The organism is Bacillus sp. cl96 (assembly GCF_900100505.1).
GTDB lineage: Bacteria > Bacillota > Bacilli > Bacillales > Bacillaceae_G > Bacillus_A > Bacillus_A cereus.
The window spans coordinates 52,044-71,807 of sequence record NZ_FNDM01000006.1; the positions used below are offsets into that span (position 1 = coordinate 52,044).

A 19,764-nucleotide genomic window follows, 5' to 3' on the forward strand; every position below is an offset into this window, starting at 1 on the left:
CTTTTTTTATGCTCTTTTTTCTTTCTCGACTATATGGCGCACTTGATAAAATCTATTTGCAAATTCAGTAACGTTTCTTGTTAAACGATAATTCACTGTAGATCCAATTGCCATTCCAATTACCGGTATACCTTGGAATAATTTACGACGAAGAGCATAAATCGAAAATGTCTTCAAAATTTGTTTTAACACAACCTCAGTAGAAGCTGTTTGTAGCACTGCTTCGTCTCCTTCGTAAAAGAACGAATCTTCTTGCTCCAGCTCTTGCAATAAATTGTACCATGCATATTGCTGAAGTCTTCCTGGTAGTAATGACGCATGAAACACCTTTAACGCAAGCATCATTTCATACGGCTTGTTCACATCATGTCCAAATGATGTTGCAATAAGTTGGACTGCCTTCACATTTAACGCGATCATAACCGGAAAATCCGCCGTTAATAATAATAAACCTCCAGCACCTGTTGCCCCGCCTTGTACAAATGAATATAGACGATGACGTGCTGTTTGCTGCTCTGCTATGTATGTTAATTGATCAATAGATAATGCTTTCAAATCTTCAAGCTGTTCAATCGATTCATCAAATAATCTTGATGTTCCTAAAATCCGATTACGTGCATCTAACTGTGCTTGTGAACTTTGAATAAATGCATGCAAATGAAAGAGCCATCCATCTGCTTTCGTGAAGAATTCTTTTCGCTTTTTCTCAGGTAATTTCGCAACTGTAGTATGTAACCATTTATCAAACACTTTTTGAAAATCGGTCGCTTCTTGCTCAACTAATTGCGCTTCCCATTCTTTTATATTGTCTAAAATGGCTTGTTCTCGCTTCGATCGCATCGTAACAACCACCTCGTTCGATTTTTTTCTATTGTAACATATTTCTGCTTATTCTTTGCAAATATGCTTGTCTATCTCTATTCACATACCATTTTTGAATGGCATAAAATATTAACAAAAAGGATGAGATAAATCACATGAATCTATCCGATATAAAAAAAGAATATAATGCGGTATTCAGCTTAGGACAAAACTGCTGGCCTGCTTGGGCATTATATCAATTAGAATTATCACCATTTTTTGGCGTTATTGATTTTATGCTAAGCCCCTCATTAGAAAAAGTGAATGTATTATTACAAAATCGATTTGACCGCTTTTTAAATTTCGAAAATTTATCCTTCATCTCATTTTGGGATGATGATGCAAAATTAAGATTAAGGGACAACCTTTATGAAATTGACTCCTGTCATGACTTTAAAACAGATGTAAACACACCAACTTCTTGGCCTTCTTATACAGAAATTAAGTTAAACTATGAACATCGTATTAATCGTTTTCTAGCTACAATTGAAACGGCAGAATCCATATTATTTATTCGAACTGGAGGAACATATGAAGAAGCATGTTCCCTAGAACAAATTTTATCTCAAATCGTTACACATACATTCTCTGTCCTGTTACTAATTCCTGCCGATATACCAACTATCACCCAAGAAGATTGGGGATTACAACGTATTTGCGTTATGAAATGTCCTATTATGGATGTATACCAATACAATGAAGCATTTTGGAAAGACTTATTTGATGGAATTACAGTTAGACCGCACACTTAAATACACGATACTTTTATCACACCATACATTATAATCGTCCTTATACAAAACAAATAAGGAGTGATTCTATATGTATCCACGTGCAAAAGCTTTCGGTCTTGCTGTACATCAAGATCGCCTTCTCGTACAAGAATATTATACAGAAGGCGAAATATATTATCGTCCTCTTGGCGGTTCAATTGAACTTGGTGAAAAATCAGCACATACTGTTATTCGGGAGTTTAAAGAAGAGCTTCATACGGAGATAGAAATCACCAATTATTTAGGGTGTTTAGAAAATGTCTTTCATCTCGATGGAGACATTGGTCATGAAATCATTCAACTATATTCTTTGCGTTTATTAGACACGTCACTATATGAAATGAAAATATTAAATATACAAGATGAAGAAACAGTAGCGTATGCGAAATGGATTCCTATTACGGCATTCATTCAGAAAGAAAAAATATTATATCCAGATGGAGTTTTAAAATACATCCAAAAGAAAAAAGACGAAATCCTATAGGATCTCGTCTTTCTTTTCATATATTAACCAATATCTCCAAGACGTAGTACGTCACGAGCAATCATAACTTCTTCGTCAGTTGGAATTACGATAATTTTTACTGGAGAGTGTGGGAAGCTGATGAATGCTTCTTCACCGAATACGTTATTACGTTTTGCATCGAAGTATACGCCCATGTACTCAAGGCCTTCTAATACACGCTCACGAATAATCGCACTGTTTTCACCTACACCAGCTGTGAAGATGATTGCGTCTACACCTTTCATACGAGCAGTGTAAGAACCGATGTATTTGTGGATACGGCTTACGAATACATCAAGTGCTACTTTCGCACGGTGGTCGCCTTCTTCTTCTTTCGCAATGATGTCACGTAGGTCACTAGAGTAACCAGTAAGACCTAACATACCACTCTTCTTGTTTAATACGTTAACTACTTCTTCTACTGTTTGGCCTGTTTTTTCCATGATGTATGGAATTAACGCAGGGTCAAGGTTACCAGAACGTGTACCCATTGTTACACCAGCAAGTGGTGTGAAGCCCATAGAAGTATCGATAGATTTACCGCCTTCTACTGCTGCGATACTTGCACCGTTACCTAAGTGACAAGAAAGTAAGCTTAAGCTTTCAATTGGACGACCTAATAATTCAGCCGCACGCTCAGTTACATATTTATGAGAAGTTCCGTGGAAACCGTATTTACGGATGCCGAATTTTTCATAGTACTCATATGGTAAGCTGTATAGGAATGCAGATTCCGGCATTGTTTGGTGGAATGCTGTATCGAATACTGCTACTGCTGGTACGTTTGGTAATACTTCTTGGAATGCTTTAATACCAACAACGTTTGCTGGGTTATGAAGTGGTGCTAAATCGCTTAATTCTTCGATATCAGCTAATACTTCATCAGTAATTAAAACAGAGTCAGCAAATTTTTCGCCGCCGTGAACAACACGGTGACCGATACCGCCAATCTCATCTAGAGATTTAACGATTCCGTTTTCAGTTAACTTTTTAAGAAGCATATTAACTGCTACTGCGTGATCTGGAATGTTTGTAATTTCTTTTTGTTTTTCGCCATCTACAGTAATAGTGAAGATACTATCTTCTAAACCGATACGTTCTACTAAACCTTTTGTTAATACTGTTTCACTTGGCATTTCAAATAATTGGAATTTTAAGGAAGAGCTTCCTGCGTTAATCGCGATGATTTTTGACATCTAGTCTTTCGCCCCTTTTTCTCTTGGTAGTTGTGTGGATGTTTCCACAAACCGCTCGATTTTATCTGATCAAATTCACCAAATATGAAAACGTTTCATCATTAGCAAATTTTATACTCACGATTTTAATTTAAACATCGTCCGACATATATTTCAAGTGAAAAAATTGTAACACCAAGAAAAAATATATATTACAGATTTCAAAAAAATTCAGTTAAATCTTGTATATATTTAAAAATATGACATATTATATAAAACTGTACTACATGAATCACTAATGCTGTTACATATACCCAGCTTTATTTATGTGTTGCAAACCAAGTATTTAATTGATCCATAATGTCTTCCATCGCCTTCATGTTAGAGAATTTAGGCAACTCCACTAATAACGCCTGTTTTGGCATTGTTACATTAGCGCCTTTCTTTTGGAGAACAAATATACTTTTTGCATTTTTCTCGTTTTTAAACATGGAAACAGGAAGCTGTAATAACCCTTGAATAAAGCATGTTTCTTTAATAAATGCATGTAATTTTGGTGCCTGGTCACTTTCAAAAATGAAGTTTGGTACTAAGAAGAATAAGTAACCGCCCTCTTTCGTATGTTTCACACTTTGTTCAATAAATAAGTGATGGGCATACGACATTCCTTCATCTGCTTTTAATTTATATTCACTTGCACCGATTTCGTTTGGATAATAACCAACCGGTAAGTCTGAAACGACTGCATCAACTGGATCGATATAAAGTGGTGCTAGTCCATCTTGATGGAAGAATTCGATTGCATGCTTTTGTAAATTTGCATTTACTAAAGCAAGTTTAATTAGCACTTCATCCACTTCTACACCAAATCCACTCATTGTTAGTCCTTCTTTGGCGCTATTAAATACTGTAGTCATTAAATTACCTGTTCCAATTGCAGGATCTAAAACTGTGATCTCGTTTTGACCTTGCATAAATTTATGGAATAAGTAACTCATGAACATTCCAACTGCATCAGGCGTCATTTCATGATTCGCTTGTACGCCTTCTTTCATTCCTTTTAAGATGGCTAACTGAAATGCTTTACGAATTTCTTCACCTTTATATGTTTCTTCATTAAACGTACTATATTCACGATTCAGCCTTTCAATTGCTGATTCGGATAATTCCTCTTGTAAAATCGCTCCCTCAAACAAGTTATCACCTGTTTCTACAAGCGCCTCTAAATATGTTACATCTAATTCTTTACGTAAAACTACCGCAGAAGAATCAAAAATAGAAAATAATGTTTCTACTGTCTGACTCACGTACATTCCTCCTTCTCTCTTTTACACATAACTTATATCATACCACAAAGTGATTTTTTCCAAAAAGAAAAAGCGACCTCCTGTAAAGAGCTCCCCTTTAGTTATATATGATATAACGTTTTTTCTCATATATCGATGCTGTTACAGAGCAATATATGAGAAAAAACGACCTCTTTATAAGAGGTCATTTTCATCACATTACTTCGCAGATTTAGCTGCTTCTAATGCTGCTTCATAGTTTGGATGGCTTGTACCTTCGCTTACGTATTCTGCGTAAACTACTTTGTCATTGCTATCTACTACGAATACTGCACGAGCAAGTAAACGAAGCTCTTTCATTACTAAGCCGTAAGCTTCACCGAATGAAAGGTCGCGGTGGTCAGAAAGTGTTACAACGTTTTCTAAACCGTTTGCTGCACACCAGCGTTTTTGAGCGAATGGTAAATCAGCGCTAATTGTTAATACTTTCGCGTTTTCAATACCTGCTGCATCTTGGTTAAAACGACGTGTTTGTGCATCACACACACCTGTGTCGATTGAAGGTACAACACTAATTAATTTCACTTCGCCTTTGTATGTTTCTAAACTTACTGGAGATAAGTCGTTTGCTAATACTTGGAAGTTTGGCGCTTGATCGCCAACTTTAACTTCTGTTCCAACTAAAGTCATTGGATTACCTTTAAAAGTTACGTTTGCCACTTGAAAATCCTCCCTTATTTAAACAAAATATGTACAATGTAAATGATAGTTTGTCCCTATCGATAATGCAAATAAAATCGCTTTATTTACAAAAAAATTAAAGAAGCTAACCTATTGATTAGCTTCTTTATTCGTTAAATTTGAAATTCAGGATCATCTTCTTTTCGTTTATCCATCATTTCTTTCACTTTATCAACAGCTTGTGGCGCTAATTCAATTATTTTATCGATGACGTGTGTTTGTTTATCTAAGTGCAATACTTTCACACCATCTCCATTTATAACAAGAAAGGCAACAGGATTAATAGAAACTCCTCCACCACTTCCCCCGCCAAATGGATGACGGCCTGAATGTTCTACTTTACCAAATTCACTTCCACCAGCAGCAAATCCGAAACTTACTTTCGAAACTGTAAGAATTACGCTTCCATCTGCCGCTTTAATTGGGTCACCAACAATTGTATTTACATCAGTCATTTGTTTTAAATGCTGCATTGCTGTTGTCATTAAACCTTGAATTGGATGGTCCATTCTATATCCCCCCTATGCTTGAACAGATTTTTCTGTCATACCAGATCTTTGTCTTCTCATAAATACGAGTAATTTGACGCCAGTTTTTATAGCGCGGAATATACGAAAAGATGCTGTTAACTCGCATCTTGATGCAAATCCTTTCCCTTGAAAAACTGGGGTAATTTCAAATTCTGGTACGTCGACAATATGCATATATTGTCCGACAACTCCAGCAGCCATACCTTTTGTCCCCCATGCATATCCAGTGACAATTCCAGTACTAGCTGCATCGCCTGCTCCAATTTGTGTATGCCATTTCCAACCATTGATTTTCACTCGTTTGAGAAAATCTTTAACAATAGTATGAACTTCTTGAAGCTTTTTTATCAGTTCACCAATGCTGTCAAGTTGCGCCATAATTTTATTATCGAGTCCGCCGTCCTCTTCAGCTTTTTCGATTTTCTGTCCTGTCTTTTTCTGCTGTTTTTCAATTCTTTCCAACACATCAAATGTATATCGAATCATCCATATTTTCACTTGAAGCAAACATTGCTTTTCCATTTCTGAATATAAAAATGTCACCTTAAGCTTTATTTTCGACAATAGTATAAACAAAATAAAAAGAAGAAGAATTATTATTCCAATTACGAGCCACTTCATACGTATCATCCTTTCACTCCGTACCCATTATCGACAAGTTTATTCATCGTTAAACAGAGTTTTATAAGATTGAATATAAAAATTTTTCTAAAAATAAAAAGGTATTTTGACAATTTATATCGAAATATATTATTTGAACATATCATCAGGGAACGGACTCTAATGATATGTAGCACGAAAAACAGAAAATTTAACTGCAGTGGAGGGATACATAATGGCAGATCGTCGCAATTTATTTTTCTTTTATGGTGATGACAAAGCAACGCTCGTTGAAAAAATGAAACCAATCTATCGTATTTTAGAAGAGAATGGATTTACCATATTAGATCATCCAAAAAATGCAAACGCTATCGTCAGTGTTGGAGATGATGCAACCTTCTTACAAGCCGTTCGTAAAACTGGTTTTAGAGAAGATTGCTTATACGCAGGGATTTCTACGAAAGATGAAATTTCTTTCTACTGCGATTTCCATATTGATCACGTTGATACAGCCCTTCAAGAAATTACAAAAAATGAAATTGAAGTGCGAAAATATCCAACAATTCAAGTAGATGTAGATGGCAGTACATCTTTCCATTGTTTAAATGAGTTCTCATTACGTTCTAGCATTATTAAAACATTCGTTGTAGATGTTCATGTTGATGATTTATATTTCGAAACATTTAGAGGGGACGGTTTAGTGGTTTCTACCCCAACAGGAAGTACTGCTTACAATAAATCATTGCATGGTGCAGTTGTTGACCCGCTTATCCCATGTTTCCAAATAAGCGAACTAGCATCTTTAAACAACAACACTTACCGTACGCTCGGTTCACCTTTCATTTTAAATCACGAACGTACATTAACTTTAAAACTAAGACCAGACGGTAACGATTATCCTGTTATCGGCATGGATAACGAAGCGCTTAGCATTAAACAAGTGGAAAAAGCTGTTGTACGCTTAAGCGATAAACAAATTAAAACAGTTAAATTAAAAAACAATTCTTTCTGGGAAAAAGTACAGAGAACGTTTTTATAAGATTAAAATAACCGCAGAATTATGAAATTCCATAATTCTGCGGTTATTTATTTCCCCCGATTGACGCGAACAATACTCTCTTACTATCCGGCCGTTATTCTTGTCAGTTTTTGTCGGTAATTCGATATATCCCGAAAACCGCTCATATATTTTTACGCATCTTTTCTATAGACAACTTGGCCATCTATTACGGTCATTTCTGCTTGTACTTCTTTTATTTCTTCTGCCTCAATTTCAAAAATATTGCGGTCTAATATTGTAAAATCTGCTTCATATCCTTTTGCAATTTGCCCTCGCTTCGCTTCTTTTCCGATTGCATAGGCACTTCCTGTTGTAAATAAAGAAACAGCCTCATAAACCGTTAATCTTTCCTCAGGCATATAGCATATACCGTCAATAAAACTTCTACGTGTAACAGCGCTATATATGCCTAGAAACGGATTCACTTGTTCAATAGGAGCATCTGAGCCACCGTTGCAGTGTAATCCTGCCTCCAGTAACGTCTTCCAAGCGTACGCATAACGAAGACGGTGCTCGCCTAGTTTTTCAATGACTGACGGAAAATCTGATGAAAGAAAGACTGGCTGTATATCGATAATGGCTTGCAAGTTTTTCATTCTTTCTATCAACTCTTCACGAGCAAGCTGACAATGAATAATGCGGTCACGCACCCCTTCTGCTGGTGGATATAATTCGAGTGCATCAATGACATATTCAAGCGATAAGTCACCGATAGTATGAATCGCAACTGGCATATGTAGATCTCGTGCTTTCTTTACTAATTCCGCAAGTTCTTCACGTGAGAAAATCGCAACTCCATTTGTTTCCTTCGCATCTTCATACGGTTCACTTAATAATGCTGTTCTTCCGCCAAAAGAACCGTCAGAGAAAATTTTCATTGCTCCAAATTCAATACAATGTTCATTTTCATATTCTTTTCGTTCATGTGCTACTTCATGGTGAACGAGCAAATGGGCTTTAAATGGCATTTCTTTTATAACGTGAGAAAACGCATTATATGTTTTTCTAAAACCACCATAATAATTTAAATCTTCCGTATGCCCGCCAACAAGTCCGTATTTCCAGCAATCTTTAATCGCTGTTTGCAGAGCTCTTTGTAAATAAGCTTCATCAATTTCTGGCTGAACATGTTTAATTAATTCTTGCCCTTGTTCATATAAAAGCCCTGTTAACTTATTTGATGAATCTCTACCAATTTTCCCGCCTTTTGGATCTTCTGCCTTTTCTGTTATATTCGCTTCTTGCAGTATGTATGCATTCACCCATGTAACGTGACGACAAACTCTCTTTAGTAAAATGGGATGTTCTTTCGAAATTTCATCTAAATCACGCGCGTGAACATCTTTTGTATCTGTAAAGTTATTTTCATTCCATCCTTCTCCAATAATCCAAGAGCCCTTTGGAGCTTCTTCCACTCGCTTCTGAACAAGAGTAAGCACTTCGCCATAAGATGTGCAATTTGATAAATCTAAACGAAGCAATCTCTCCCCATGCCCAATAAGGTGCATGTGGCTATCAACGAGACCTGGAATCATCGTTTTGCCTTTTAAATCGTGCAATGTAACCGCGGCATATTGGTTTTCTAACTCTTCTTTACTTCCAACATCAACGATCGTACCGTTTTCAATGTAAACAGCGTCCACTTTTTCATTTTCTTCTCTCACTGTGTAAATGGTGCCGCCATACCAAATTTCTCCCATATATCCCATCTCCTTTATTTTTTATTGTATAAAAAAAAGCACCATTTCAAAACATGGTGCTTTTCTAAAAATTACTTTTGTTCAGTAGTAGATGTTGTAACTTGCCATTCAATATTAAATTTATCTTTTACTTGTCCGTATGCTGGGCTCCAGAATGTTTCTTGAAGTGGCATGATAACTTCTCCACCTTCTTGTAACTTATCGAATACTTCTTTTGCTTTTTCTGCATTACTAATTTGAATTGCGATTGTTACTTGAGATCCGATTGCATGCCCTTGACCTGGGAATGTATCAGAAATCATAAGATCCGTATTACCAACTTTTAAAGTAGCGTGTAAAACGCGCTCTTTCGCTTCAGCTGGAATCGGGTATTCTGGATTTTCAGGCATGTCACCAAAAGTTTGCATAACTTCTACTTTTGCATCTAAAGCCTCTTTATAAAACTGTACAGCTTCTTGCCCACTACCATCTAAAACTAAGTACGGATTAATACCTAAAATCATACGGACACCTCTTTTTTAAATTTATAAAATCGAACTTGTGTTCGTTTTTATTTTATCATTGTTTTACATTTCATTCAACTATTTACTTCACTGTTTTCAAAATTATTTTGACGGAATCTCCATCTCTTGTTTTCTAAGTTCAATACGGCGAATTTTTCCAGAAATCGTTTTTGGTAGTTCATCTACAAATTCAATTTTGCGAGGGTATTTATATGGTGCAGTGAGTTCTTTGACGTGTTGTTGGAGTGTTGGAATTAATGTTTCTTCGTTCTTTTCTATATTCTCTCTTAATACGATAAATGCCTTCACGACACTTCCACGAATTTCATCAGGACTTGCGACAACTGCACATTCTCTTACATAAGGATGTTTTACAAGTGCATCCTCTACTTCAAACGGCCCGATTGTATAACCAGAGCTAATAATGATATCATCGCCGCGCCCTTCAAACCAGAAGTAGCCGTCTTCATCTTTCTTCGCTTTATCACCTGTAATATAATAATCACCGCGGAATTGCATCGCTGTACGCTCATCATCTTTGTAATATTGTTTAAAGAGGGCCGGCGTTTCAATGTGAACTGCAATATCACCAACTTCGCCTACTTTAACTGGAGTACCTTCCTCATTTACGATATCGACGTGGTTACCTGGCGTTGGTTTCCCCATTGATCCTGGTCTAATATCCATCCCTTTCATTACACCAACAAGTAATGTATTTTCCGTTTGCCCATAGCCGTCTCTCACTGTAATATGAAAGTGCTTTTTGAACGTTTCAATGACTTCTCTATTTAACGGCTCACCTGCCGATACAGCGCTATGTAATGCCTCTAAATTGTACTGGCTTAAATCTTCTACCTTTGCCATTAATCTATACTCAGTCGGTGTACAACAAAGTACATTCACCTTATTATCGTCTAATAAGTTTAGGTACGTTTTCGGTTCAAACTTACCGTGATATACAAACCCTGTTGCCCCTGATCCTAAAGTTGCTAAAAACGGGCTCCAAATCCACTTTTGCCAGCCTGGACTAGCTGTTGCCCATACAATATCATTCTCTTCAATTCCGAGCCAATTTGGAGCGCTCGTACGTAAATGAGCGTATGCCCACGCATGTGTATGAACGACACCTTTTGGATTTCCTGTCGTTCCTGACGTGTAAGATAAAAAGACCATATCTTCTTTATCTGTCTTCGCCATTTCTAACATGTCACTCTCTGTTTCTAACGCTGTTTTTAAATTAACCCATCCATCTACTGACTGCTCGCTCAGGACAAATTTTCGAAGAGATTCCATCGCTTCTATATCATCAAACTGCCTAATATACGGCTCATAGCTTACTATCGCTTTTACTTCTCCATGTCCAATTCGATATTCTATATCTTTTTTACGTAACATTTCCGAGCTTGGAATTACGACAAATCCTGCTTTAATAGCAGCAATATACGTCATGTACGCTTCAATTAAACGCGGCATCATAATGAGAAGCTTGTCCCCTTTTTGCAAACCACTTTTTATAAAAGTGTTTCCAATTTTATTCGCACCTTGCATTAATTCAGCGTATGTAACTTCCCTTCGATTCCCTTTATCATCTTGCCAAATTAAAGCTAACTTCCCTTTATCACCTGTATATTTCTCTATTTCAGAAACTAAATTATAAGACGGTGGCGCCAACAATTCTTCTCGCTTCATAAAATATCCTCCCTTTTCTTTATGCCTCCTTTATATAATAAAGAATTTTCAGTTAATTTTGAACCCTCTTCTTTTGACAAATTTTTCAGTTCTGTCGAATTAGTAAACGAAATTACATCGACTTACCGACAAATAGCGACACAACACAAAAAAAGAAAGAGCGGGAGAACCCGCTCTTTCTAAGCCATCATATGGGATTATTTTTGGTAACCGCCTAATTGTTGCTCAGCTAGTGAAACTAGACGTTTAGTGATTTCACCACCAACAGAACCGTTAGCGCGAGCTGTTGCATCAGCTCCAAGTTGAACACCAAACTCTTGAGCGATTTCGTATTTCATTTGGTCTAATGCTGATTCAGCACCAGGAACCGCTAATTTATTTGTGCTACGTGACATGTTATATCACCTCCTTGTGAGTATAGAGTGTGATAAATAACATGACTTCATACACGTTTTAGATATGGTAATTTATGGTTTTAGAAAAGTTCTTCAAATTTTTCTTCTTCCGCCACTACTTCTACCGTTTGTAACACCATTGTTTCTTTGTTCGCTACAGCTTCATCGATTAATGGTGTGAAATCGTATTTCGCTTCAAAACGATTTGCTTTTTCACGTTTCGGCTTCGTCGCTGGGCTTGCTGGTGTGAATACAGTACAGCAATCTTCATATGGACGAATTGAAATATCATACGTGCCGATTTCTTCAGCGATTTTAATAATCTCTAATTTATCCATCGTAATAAGCGGACGAATAACTGGGTAGTTTGTTACTTCGTTAATCGTATGCATACTATCTAACGTTTGGCTTGCTACTTGTCCAAGACTTTCACCAGTCGTAATTGCAAGTGCGTTACGCTCCTCAGCAATACGTTCTGTAATACGCATCATCATACGGCGCATAACCGTCATTGAATAGCTAGATGGGATTTCTTTATTAATCGTTTTTTGCACTTCTGTAAACGGAACAAGGTGAAGCGTTACTCGTTTACAATACTTCGTTAACTCTTGCGCTAAATCGATTACTTTTTGTTTTGCACGCTCACTTGTGAAAGGTGGACTATGGAAGTGAACTGCTTCCACAGATACGCCGCGTTTCATCGTTAAGTAAGCTGCTACTGGGCTATCAATACCACCAGAAAGAAGTACCATTACTTTTCCGCCAACGCCAACTGGTAAACCGCCAGCTCCCATACGCTCATCGCACATGATATAGCTATAGCCACTGCGGATCTCTACACGTACATTTACATCTGGATTATGAACATCTACTGTAATATCTTCTGTATTTTCTAGAATGTGTCCGCCAATCTCAGGTAATAATTCCATCGTTCTCATTGGGAAATGCTTATAAGAACGGTGTACAGTAATTTTAAATGTTTTCACATCACCTTTTACTTGTAAGAAAGCTGCTAATGCACCTTTTTTAATGTCTTCTAATTCTGATGGTACTTTCATCGCTAAGTTAAATTTATGAATACCGAATACATCCTTCAATCTTTCAGAGACTGCTTCATGATCTTCACCATTTAACTGGATGTACATACGATCATGTGTTGCATCGATTTTAATATTTGGGAATTTTTTCAGTTTGAACTTCACGTTATCTTTTAATGTGCTTACAAACTTAGAACGGTTCTTACCTTTTGTCGTCATTTCTCCGTAACGCACTAAAATATATTCATATTTCAACATAATTTCTTTACCTCATCACTTCATATAATTTTGGCATCGTCTCTTTTACAATACCTTCAAATTGTTTTACTTCTTCCATTGTGTTTTCTGGTGCCAAACTAATACGAATAGCGCTTGCAGCTGCTGCATGCGGTACTCCCATTGACACTAACACTCTGCTCACTTCATTTGCTTTTGAAGAACAAGCAGATTTCGTTGACACATATACACCGTGTTCTTCTAAAGCATGAACGACTACTTCTGGTTTTAAACCAACAAATGATACATTTAAAATGTGCGGTGCTGCATATGCAAGCGACGTGTTAATCGTTACATCTTCCATCTCTTTAAAGAAACGAACAAGCTCTGCTTGTAAACTTTGCAAATGAGCTACCTTTTCTTTCACTTGTTCCATTGTCATGCGAAGTGCTTTCACCATCGCTACAATGCCAGGTAAATTCTCTGTACCAGAGCGATACTTAAGCTCTTGTTGACCACCTGATAAAATCGGATCTAATCTTACGCCATCGCGTACATAAAGAAGACCCGTTCCTTTTACACTGTGGAATTTATGTCCAGATATTGAGCAAAGATCAATATGAGAAGCATATAAATCAAGCGGTACTTTCCCTATCCCTTGTACATGATCTACATGGAATCTTATTTTCGGATGATTCGATAATAACGTTCCAATTTCAGCAACGGGCTGAATTGCTCCAGTTTCGTTGTTCACATGAATAATTGACACAAGAATCGTATCTTCACGAAGTGCTCGTTTCACATCTTCTACCGACACAACACCATGCTCGTTAACCGGTAAATATGTTACATCAAACCCGAGTTCTTCTAATTGCTTATATGCCTCAAACACAGACGCGTGTTCAATATTTGTTGTAATGATATGTTTGCCGCGCGAACGATTCCTCATCGCTATCCCTTTAATCGCAAGGTTATTCCCTTCTGTTCCACCTGATGTGAAAATAATTTCAGAAGGTTTAACACGAAGAAGCTGCGCTGCAATCGTTCTTGATTGTGTTAATAGACGCTCTGCCTCTCCTCCAAGCGAATGAATAGAAGAAGGATTACCAAAATATTTCCCAGCAACCGTCACATACGATTGAAGAGCTTCTGGATATGGCTTCGTCGTCGCACTATTATCAAAATAGATCATCGTTCTTCCCCTTTCAGCGCTATCACATCGTATAATCATATCATAAATACGTGTCATTACGCTAAGACTACGCAAAGGTTCCGTTTTATCTCGATTGGTGAAGGCTAATAATTGTCGAGGATGCCCTCCTATTACAGTTTCACTTTATCCCGCATGAACGGGCAATAAGACTCTCACCTCAAAATCCAGTTAGAGCAAAGAAGTTAGGTAGGAGTCGGGCTGTCCGTAAATGCCCGATTGGTGAAGGCTAGTAATCAATGGGGATGAATCCTCCTACTGATTACAGTTTCACTTTATTTTGAAACGAATAACCTTGCTGTATTCCGCTATTCATTATAGCAACATCGTCTGCAAAATTACACAAAAAAACAAACCCTTTTATGAAAGGGTTTGTTCATTGTCTACATATTCAGCTATTTTTTGAACAACGCCAGGTTCAAGTTGCTCTAATACTGAAGCCGCTTGTTCTAAAGCTGCATCATATTGATATTCACGGAATAATTTCTCAGCATAATTTAAACTTTCTGCTAGGTTTTCATCATGACTACGGTAACGGTTACCGTACTGAATTAATTTTTCCACTAAATATGCTTGTCCAATTAACTCTTCTGTCATTTCAGCCACACCGTTCACAGTTGTGTATGCTTCTTCTAAACTGCTATTTACAGCGTTCATATTTAACGGCTTCACTTCTAATTGTTCATATACAGCTTGCATTGCCATTTGCCCTCTTTTTAAATCTTCCATAATACTCTCTGGAAGACCTGGCAAATTCGACTTTTGCATAAAGCGTTTCGTTTCGAAAATAGTATTTCGCATTTCTTGTAACTTCTCACGTGCTTCAAATTCTTCTTTGCGCATCGCTTGCAGCATTTCTTTATATTCTGCATGAAGTACTTTTAACGTTTCACATTGCTCATAAACCTCTTCTAGTTCCTCACGAATAATAGAGAAGGCAATATCTTGTTCTGCAACGCGTAATTGTAGCATTTCAAAACGTTTCGTTAAAATGTGCATTTGCTTTTCAATTACTTTTTGAGACTCAATGTCTTTATCTTGTAACTGATAGCTTTGTTTTACAAGTTGTGTTTCTGTTTTCGTTTCAATCGTTTCGATACGCATTTCTTCTAAGTCATCGTAAACAGAAAGTGTTTTTTGCTCCACATAATGTCTCGCATGTACTTCTTGTTCCAATTGATCGTAGAAGCCATCTAAACGTGTTTTTAAATTTTCTACTTTTTCAGCCGCTTCTGTTATATGAAGCTCCTGTATATCCATTAAACATGTTTGTAGTTGTTTCGTCATATCGCGAACTTCTTTAGGGACTTCCAAATAATCTAATACATAACCTTGTCTTACCATATCATTATGTCCGTGTAATAAATCTTCCAGCTGAACTGGTAACGTCGCTTGACACTCTACCAATAAATCTGGAATTTGGTGAATAATGATTTCTAAATCTGCTAAACCTTCTTCCAAACTAATAACAATTTCTCTCGCTTTTAAATAGTCGCCATTGTTTGTTGCTTCTTCAAAGGTTTTAAATTTCTCAGATTCAGCGTCTAGCATCTCTTCGATTTTCTGCTCTGCTGCTCCATACATATGTCTATGAGCAAGAACACTCTTTTTCATACTACGATATGTATCACGTAACCCTTCAATTTCCGAGCTATTTTTCTCATGGCTTTCTAACAATTGCTGTAATTCATTTAAAATGTCAGTAATACGATTATCAGCGTCATCTAAACCACTTATGGATTCGTTCATCGCATGCTTTGCTTTTCGGAAGGAGAATTGCGAGGCGAATTTTCGCGCTTGCGCTAAATCTTTGTCAGCTTTCGGAAGGGTTGTTGATACAATTTCATCCCATTCTTCACGCCATTTACCAAACAGTTCTTCTGTTTGACCCGTCATGTTTAAATCTTTTACCCGTTTTAGTTCATCTGCCACAGGTTTATCTTTTATCTCTTGTTTCCACTGCTCCAGTGCTTCAATATCTTTATATGAACGATTTCTTATCACAAGCTCTATCATGAGCAGCACTAGAATAGAGCTTACTACAATGATAACGATCGTCAGGATAGAATCCATGCAAAAAAGCCTCCTAGTTATATCTCTTTTTTTGTCCGTTCCGTTTATGAAATGGAAGGCATTATGTATAAAAAGGGAATTCCCCTATATTTAACAACTAACAATGTACTAATCATACCATGTAATGGTTTGTTTTTGACCTAGTTTTTTTTAAAATTTCATGTTTCTTTCAATGTGATTGTAATCTTTCTCAATATTCCGCCTACCTCACTCCCTATCCTCAAATGATTGTAATAACAAACAATCTTTCGTATGGGATACGAAATAAATTTTCCGCATGAGTGGTGGTTCAACAGAAATTACATGTACATTTCCTTGCCTTACAGACTGCTCTACTGCCCTTTCTGGAAGTAACGTGATACCAAGGCCAGCTTTTACCATTGCAAGCATCGGTTCTGCGTAAGATGTTTCCACAGCTATAGTTGGTTTTACACCTATTTCATGAAACATGTTCATAATCATTTTCCTTACATCACATATTTCTGGATATACAATTAATTTTTCATTGTGCAGCTCTTCTATTTGAATGACTATCTTCTCTTTGTACGGATGATTATTTGAAACGGCACAAACAATTTTCTCTTGTTGCACTTCTTTTATATACGTAGCACCTTCTACTACTGAATCGATGAACATCGCGTCAATCTCCCGCGCTTTAAATAAATCTCTTAATACTTCCGTATGCCCGATTTGCCATTCCACTTCGAACTCATCACCTAATATATCTTTACATTCTGATATGTAATGCTCCGCTAAACTCGGTAGTATACCAATTGAAAACTTCCGGTTCTCTTGATACCCCCTCATTTCTGTTTTCACTTCATTTATTTGCTCCAAAATCGGTAACATTCTTTTTATAAATAACTCTCCTGCCTCCGTTAACTCTACTCCTTGCGCAGAACGCTTAAGTAACGTAACCTCTAAATCCGCTTCTAACTTTTGAATTTGTTTACTAAGCGCTGGTTGCGATATATGTAAAATCTTACTTGCCTTTGATAAACTTCGCGTATGCTTCACTTCAATAAACGATCGTACTGCCTCCAAATCCATCGTACACACCTCTAACAAAAAGTTATAACCGTTATAAGAAATCGATATTTCCTCCTATAAACAATTACTCTTTATACTTATTTCATCAACTTACTATAACGAAATGTAAAGGGGAAAGATACTCTTGAACAAAAAACAAATGCTACTCGGATCCTTTCTATGCTTACTCGCTGTCACTGCCTGGGGATTTATGTTTCCTGTAATGGCAAATGCTCTGCAATTTATCGATCCATTCTTCTTCACAACGATTCGCTATGGATCAGCAGCTATTATTTTTCTTATTTTGCTATTAATTACTGAAGGAAAGACTTCACTCCGCTTAGAAAAAAGAACACTTTCTCTATTCTTTTACGGGACAGTCGGTTTCGCGGGGTATGGTTTTCTCGTTTTCTACGGACAACAACTTGCCGGACCTTCCGGAGCAATCCATGCAGCTATGATTCAATCCCTTATGCCACTGATTGCCTTATCACTGCAATGGATAACGAAAAATCGCCGCCCACAAAACTATACATTCCTTTGTATGTTTGTTGCATTACTTGGTGTTATGCTTGTCATTTCAAAAGGAAATATTCACTTATTATTTGGAGCTGCAAGCCACTTATCAACAAACATATTGATGCTATGCGGCGTTACTTGCTGGGTCATTTATACAAACGGGGGTGCTCGTTTTCAATCTTGGTCACCACTTAGGTACACGACATTAACTTGTTTATTTGGCTCCATTTCACTCATCGTTATTGTTACTTTCTTAACGTACACAAATATAGTTACTATGCCGTCACTGCGTACAGTTGTGAGCGTTCGTTTTGAGCTCTTTTATATGTCGATTATCGCAGGCGTTATCGCTGTATTTTGCTGGAATATGGGAAATCGCTATATTTCATCTATTAACGGCATATTATTTATGAATTTAGTTCCTATCCTTGCACTGATCGGTTCTATCTTTCGAGGTTATACAGTCGATAAAATTGAAATCGCTGGAGCTGCATTAACAATTATAGCGCTATTATGTAACAATTTATGGCAAAGAAAAGTAAACATAAAAATCCCCACCTCAGTTCGTTAGGTGGGGATTCTTCACATATGAACAGCTCTTGGCCATTCATGGTACATATTCGCCTTACATAATACTTGTTCCATCCATTGCTCAATCTCTTTCGTGTACATTTCTATGAAAAATGTCTCAGACGGGAAAGAATGCAGTACTTCTGATATATATTGTGGATATAAAAACGGCATATTTATCATGCCTTTTAATTGCGTCATAAACATTGTAAATGATACTTTCTGAAATTCTTTTTTCATTTGTCCTTGTCTAATCATTTGTTCTATATAATATCTTTCTTTAGAAAAATAAACGGTCATCACTTCACGAATTAATGTCGTATCAAGCGAAAGCTCTCGGTAGAAGAAACGTGTTAGTTCTCTATTTTCAAATTGATATCGTAAAATCCCGCGCACCATTTGCACCATCACATCTTTAGCCGACAAATACTCTCTCTGTTCAAACGACATTTCAATCACATGAATATATCCTTCTAAAAAATCAGTAATAAGCTGTTCTAATAAACCTTGCTTCCCAGCAAAATAATATGAAATATTCGCTACATTCACATCCGCTTGCTTTGCAATGTCTCGCACCGATGTTCCATCATACCCTTTCGTATTAAACAACGATATTGCCGCATCAATTACTTTTTGTTTCGTCTGCTTCATGCGCTCACTTCCCCTCACTGAACAGCTATAGTTTAAATTTCTTGACTTTTAAGACAAATTCCTTTAATTTTCTATCGACAAAGTCATGTGAAATACATCGTATTTTGCTAATATTTTACACATCTCGATAAAAAAGGAGCTGTTTCCATGTTTACTAAAGAAAGTTATGCAGGATCTCGTGTGCAGCAATATGAGACAGTAATTAAACAACTGGATGCGTTATTAACTGGCGAATCAAACGTAGTCGCAAACTTATCAAATGCTTCCGCATTATTAAACCAATTTTTAGATCGCGTTAATTGGGTTGGCTTTTACGTAACAGAAGGAAATCAGCTTGTCCTTGGACCGTTCCAAGGAATGCCTGCTTGCGTACGCATTCCATTTGGACGAGGCGTTTGCGGCGTAGCAGCTGAAACGAAAACAACACAGCTTGTAGCAGACGTTCACCAATTCCCAGGTCACATCGCTTGCGATAGTGCTTCTAATTCAGAAATCGTTGTACCAATTGTGAAAGAAGGAGCTGTCATTGGTGTACTTGACATTGATAGTCCCGAAAAGAATCGTTTCGATGAAGTAGATCAGCGCTATTTAGAAAAGTTTGTGGAAACACTCCTAAAACATATGTAAAAAGAAAAGAGCGA

At 37.0% G+C, this 19,764-nt stretch carries 20 protein-coding genes; 5 read left to right on the forward strand and 15 right to left on the reverse strand.

The genetic code is table 11. The features are described from left to right. Positions 1-6 precede the first annotated feature (6 nt). Positions 7-840 (reverse strand): EcsC family protein, encoded by an 834-nt coding sequence (locus tag BLT20_RS14985; protein WP_001256853.1) that lies wholly within the window; start codon positions 838-840, stop codon positions 7-9. A gap of 137 nt (positions 841-977) precedes the next feature. On the opposite strand from BLT20_RS14985, the gene BLT20_RS14990 reads away from it, so the two are divergent. Next, on the forward strand, positions 978-1,613 hold the full coding sequence (locus BLT20_RS14990) for a DUF1796 family putative cysteine peptidase (protein ID WP_001053729.1): 636 nt from the start codon (positions 978-980) through the stop codon (positions 1,611-1,613). Between the two features lie 70 nt (positions 1,614-1,683). Continuing rightward, complete coding sequence (locus BLT20_RS14995; RefSeq protein WP_000283500.1) at positions 1,684-2,118, forward strand: NUDIX hydrolase; 435 nt, start codon at positions 1,684-1,686, stop codon at positions 2,116-2,118. A 23-nt stretch (positions 2,119-2,141) separates the two neighbouring features. On the opposite strand, the gene ackA is transcribed toward BLT20_RS14995, so the two are convergent. The 5 genes from ackA to BLT20_RS15020 all read right to left on the reverse strand — a co-directional run bounded on the left by ackA (position 2,142) and on the right by BLT20_RS15020 (position 6,501). Continuing rightward, positions 2,142-3,335 carry an acetate kinase gene (ackA, locus tag BLT20_RS15000; protein ID WP_000034575.1) on the reverse strand — a complete coding sequence of 398 codons (1,194 nt, stop codon included), beginning with the start codon at positions 3,333-3,335 and terminating at the stop codon, positions 2,142-2,144. A 299-nt stretch (positions 3,336-3,634) separates the two neighbouring features. Next, the gene (locus BLT20_RS15005; protein WP_000084367.1) at positions 3,635-4,621 is read right to left on the reverse strand and encodes a class I SAM-dependent methyltransferase; all 987 of its coding nucleotides are present in this window, start codon (positions 4,619-4,621) and stop codon (positions 3,635-3,637) included. 198 nt (positions 4,622-4,819) lie between these two features. After that, positions 4,820-5,320 (reverse strand): thiol peroxidase, encoded by a 501-nt coding sequence (gene tpx / locus BLT20_RS15010; protein WP_000024525.1) that lies wholly within the window; start codon positions 5,318-5,320, stop codon positions 4,820-4,822. A gap of 134 nt (positions 5,321-5,454) precedes the next feature. Further along, positions 5,455-5,850 (reverse strand): GerW family sporulation protein, encoded by a 396-nt coding sequence (gene ytfJ, locus BLT20_RS15015; protein ID WP_000350003.1) that lies wholly within the window; start codon positions 5,848-5,850, stop codon positions 5,455-5,457. A 12-nt stretch (positions 5,851-5,862) separates the two neighbouring features. Further along, on the reverse strand, positions 5,863-6,501 hold the full coding sequence (locus tag BLT20_RS15020) for a DUF2953 domain-containing protein (RefSeq protein ID WP_002164419.1): 639 nt from the start codon (positions 6,499-6,501) through the stop codon (positions 5,863-5,865). A 205-nt stretch (positions 6,502-6,706) separates the two neighbouring features. On the opposite strand from BLT20_RS15020, the gene BLT20_RS15025 reads away from it, so the two are divergent. Continuing rightward, positions 6,707-7,510: an NAD kinase gene (locus BLT20_RS15025; RefSeq protein ID WP_000785176.1), complete on the forward strand. Its 804-nt coding sequence runs from the start codon at positions 6,707-6,709 to the stop codon at positions 7,508-7,510. Positions 7,511-7,662: 152 nt separating this feature from the next. On the opposite strand, the gene BLT20_RS15030 is transcribed toward BLT20_RS15025, so the two are convergent. The 8 genes from BLT20_RS15030 to BLT20_RS15065 form a co-directional block, all read right to left on the reverse strand. After that, positions 7,663-9,231 carry an amidohydrolase gene (locus BLT20_RS15030; protein ID WP_000504019.1) on the reverse strand — a complete coding sequence of 523 codons (1,569 nt, stop codon included), beginning with the start codon at positions 9,229-9,231 and terminating at the stop codon, positions 7,663-7,665. A 71-nt stretch (positions 9,232-9,302) separates the two neighbouring features. Further along, positions 9,303-9,734 carry a VOC family protein gene (locus BLT20_RS15035; RefSeq protein WP_000600350.1) on the reverse strand — a complete coding sequence of 144 codons (432 nt, stop codon included), beginning with the start codon at positions 9,732-9,734 and terminating at the stop codon, positions 9,303-9,305. Positions 9,735-9,836: 102 nt separating this feature from the next. Continuing rightward, on the reverse strand, positions 9,837-11,423 hold the full coding sequence (mbcS, locus tag BLT20_RS15040) for an acyl-CoA synthetase MbcS (protein WP_000817777.1): 1,587 nt from the start codon (positions 11,421-11,423) through the stop codon (positions 9,837-9,839). Between the two features lie 197 nt (positions 11,424-11,620). Next, a complete protein-coding gene (locus tag BLT20_RS15045) occupies positions 11,621-11,818 on the reverse strand; it encodes an alpha/beta-type small acid-soluble spore protein (protein WP_000091640.1) in 198 nt (65 codons plus the stop codon). 80 nt (positions 11,819-11,898) lie between these two features. After that, positions 11,899-13,113 (reverse strand): tRNA uracil 4-sulfurtransferase ThiI, encoded by a 1,215-nt coding sequence (gene thiI, locus BLT20_RS15050; RefSeq protein ID WP_000922341.1) that lies wholly within the window; start codon positions 13,111-13,113, stop codon positions 11,899-11,901. A gap of 7 nt (positions 13,114-13,120) precedes the next feature. Then, positions 13,121-14,263, reverse strand: coding sequence for a cysteine desulfurase family protein (locus BLT20_RS15055; protein ID WP_000638992.1), 1,143 nt, complete (start codon positions 14,261-14,263; stop codon positions 13,121-13,123). A gap of 378 nt (positions 14,264-14,641) precedes the next feature. Beyond that, positions 14,642-16,354, reverse strand: a complete 1,713-nt coding sequence (gene ezrA, locus BLT20_RS15060; RefSeq protein WP_000377303.1) for a septation ring formation regulator EzrA — start codon at positions 16,352-16,354, stop codon at positions 14,642-14,644. A gap of 207 nt (positions 16,355-16,561) precedes the next feature. Next, on the reverse strand, positions 16,562-17,404 hold the full coding sequence (locus BLT20_RS15065) for a LysR family transcriptional regulator (RefSeq protein ID WP_000362529.1): 843 nt from the start codon (positions 17,402-17,404) through the stop codon (positions 16,562-16,564). A gap of 124 nt (positions 17,405-17,528) precedes the next feature. Here BLT20_RS15065 and BLT20_RS15070 point away from each other — a divergent pair, with 124 nt between their 5' ends. Next, positions 17,529-18,473, forward strand: coding sequence for a DMT family transporter (locus BLT20_RS15070; RefSeq protein WP_001036052.1), 945 nt, complete (start codon positions 17,529-17,531; stop codon positions 18,471-18,473). Positions 18,474-18,484: 11 nt separating this feature from the next. Here BLT20_RS15070 and refZ read toward each other — a convergent pair whose 3' ends face one another. Continuing rightward, positions 18,485-19,123, reverse strand: coding sequence for a forespore capture DNA-binding protein RefZ (refZ, locus tag BLT20_RS15075; protein WP_000814912.1), 639 nt, complete (start codon positions 19,121-19,123; stop codon positions 18,485-18,487). 147 nt (positions 19,124-19,270) lie between these two features. On the opposite strand from refZ, the gene BLT20_RS15080 reads away from it, so the two are divergent. Continuing rightward, entirely contained in the window at positions 19,271-19,750 is a 480-nt protein-coding gene (locus BLT20_RS15080) for a GAF domain-containing protein (protein WP_000494340.1), read from the forward strand. The last annotated feature ends 14 nt before the right edge of the window (positions 19,751-19,764 follow it).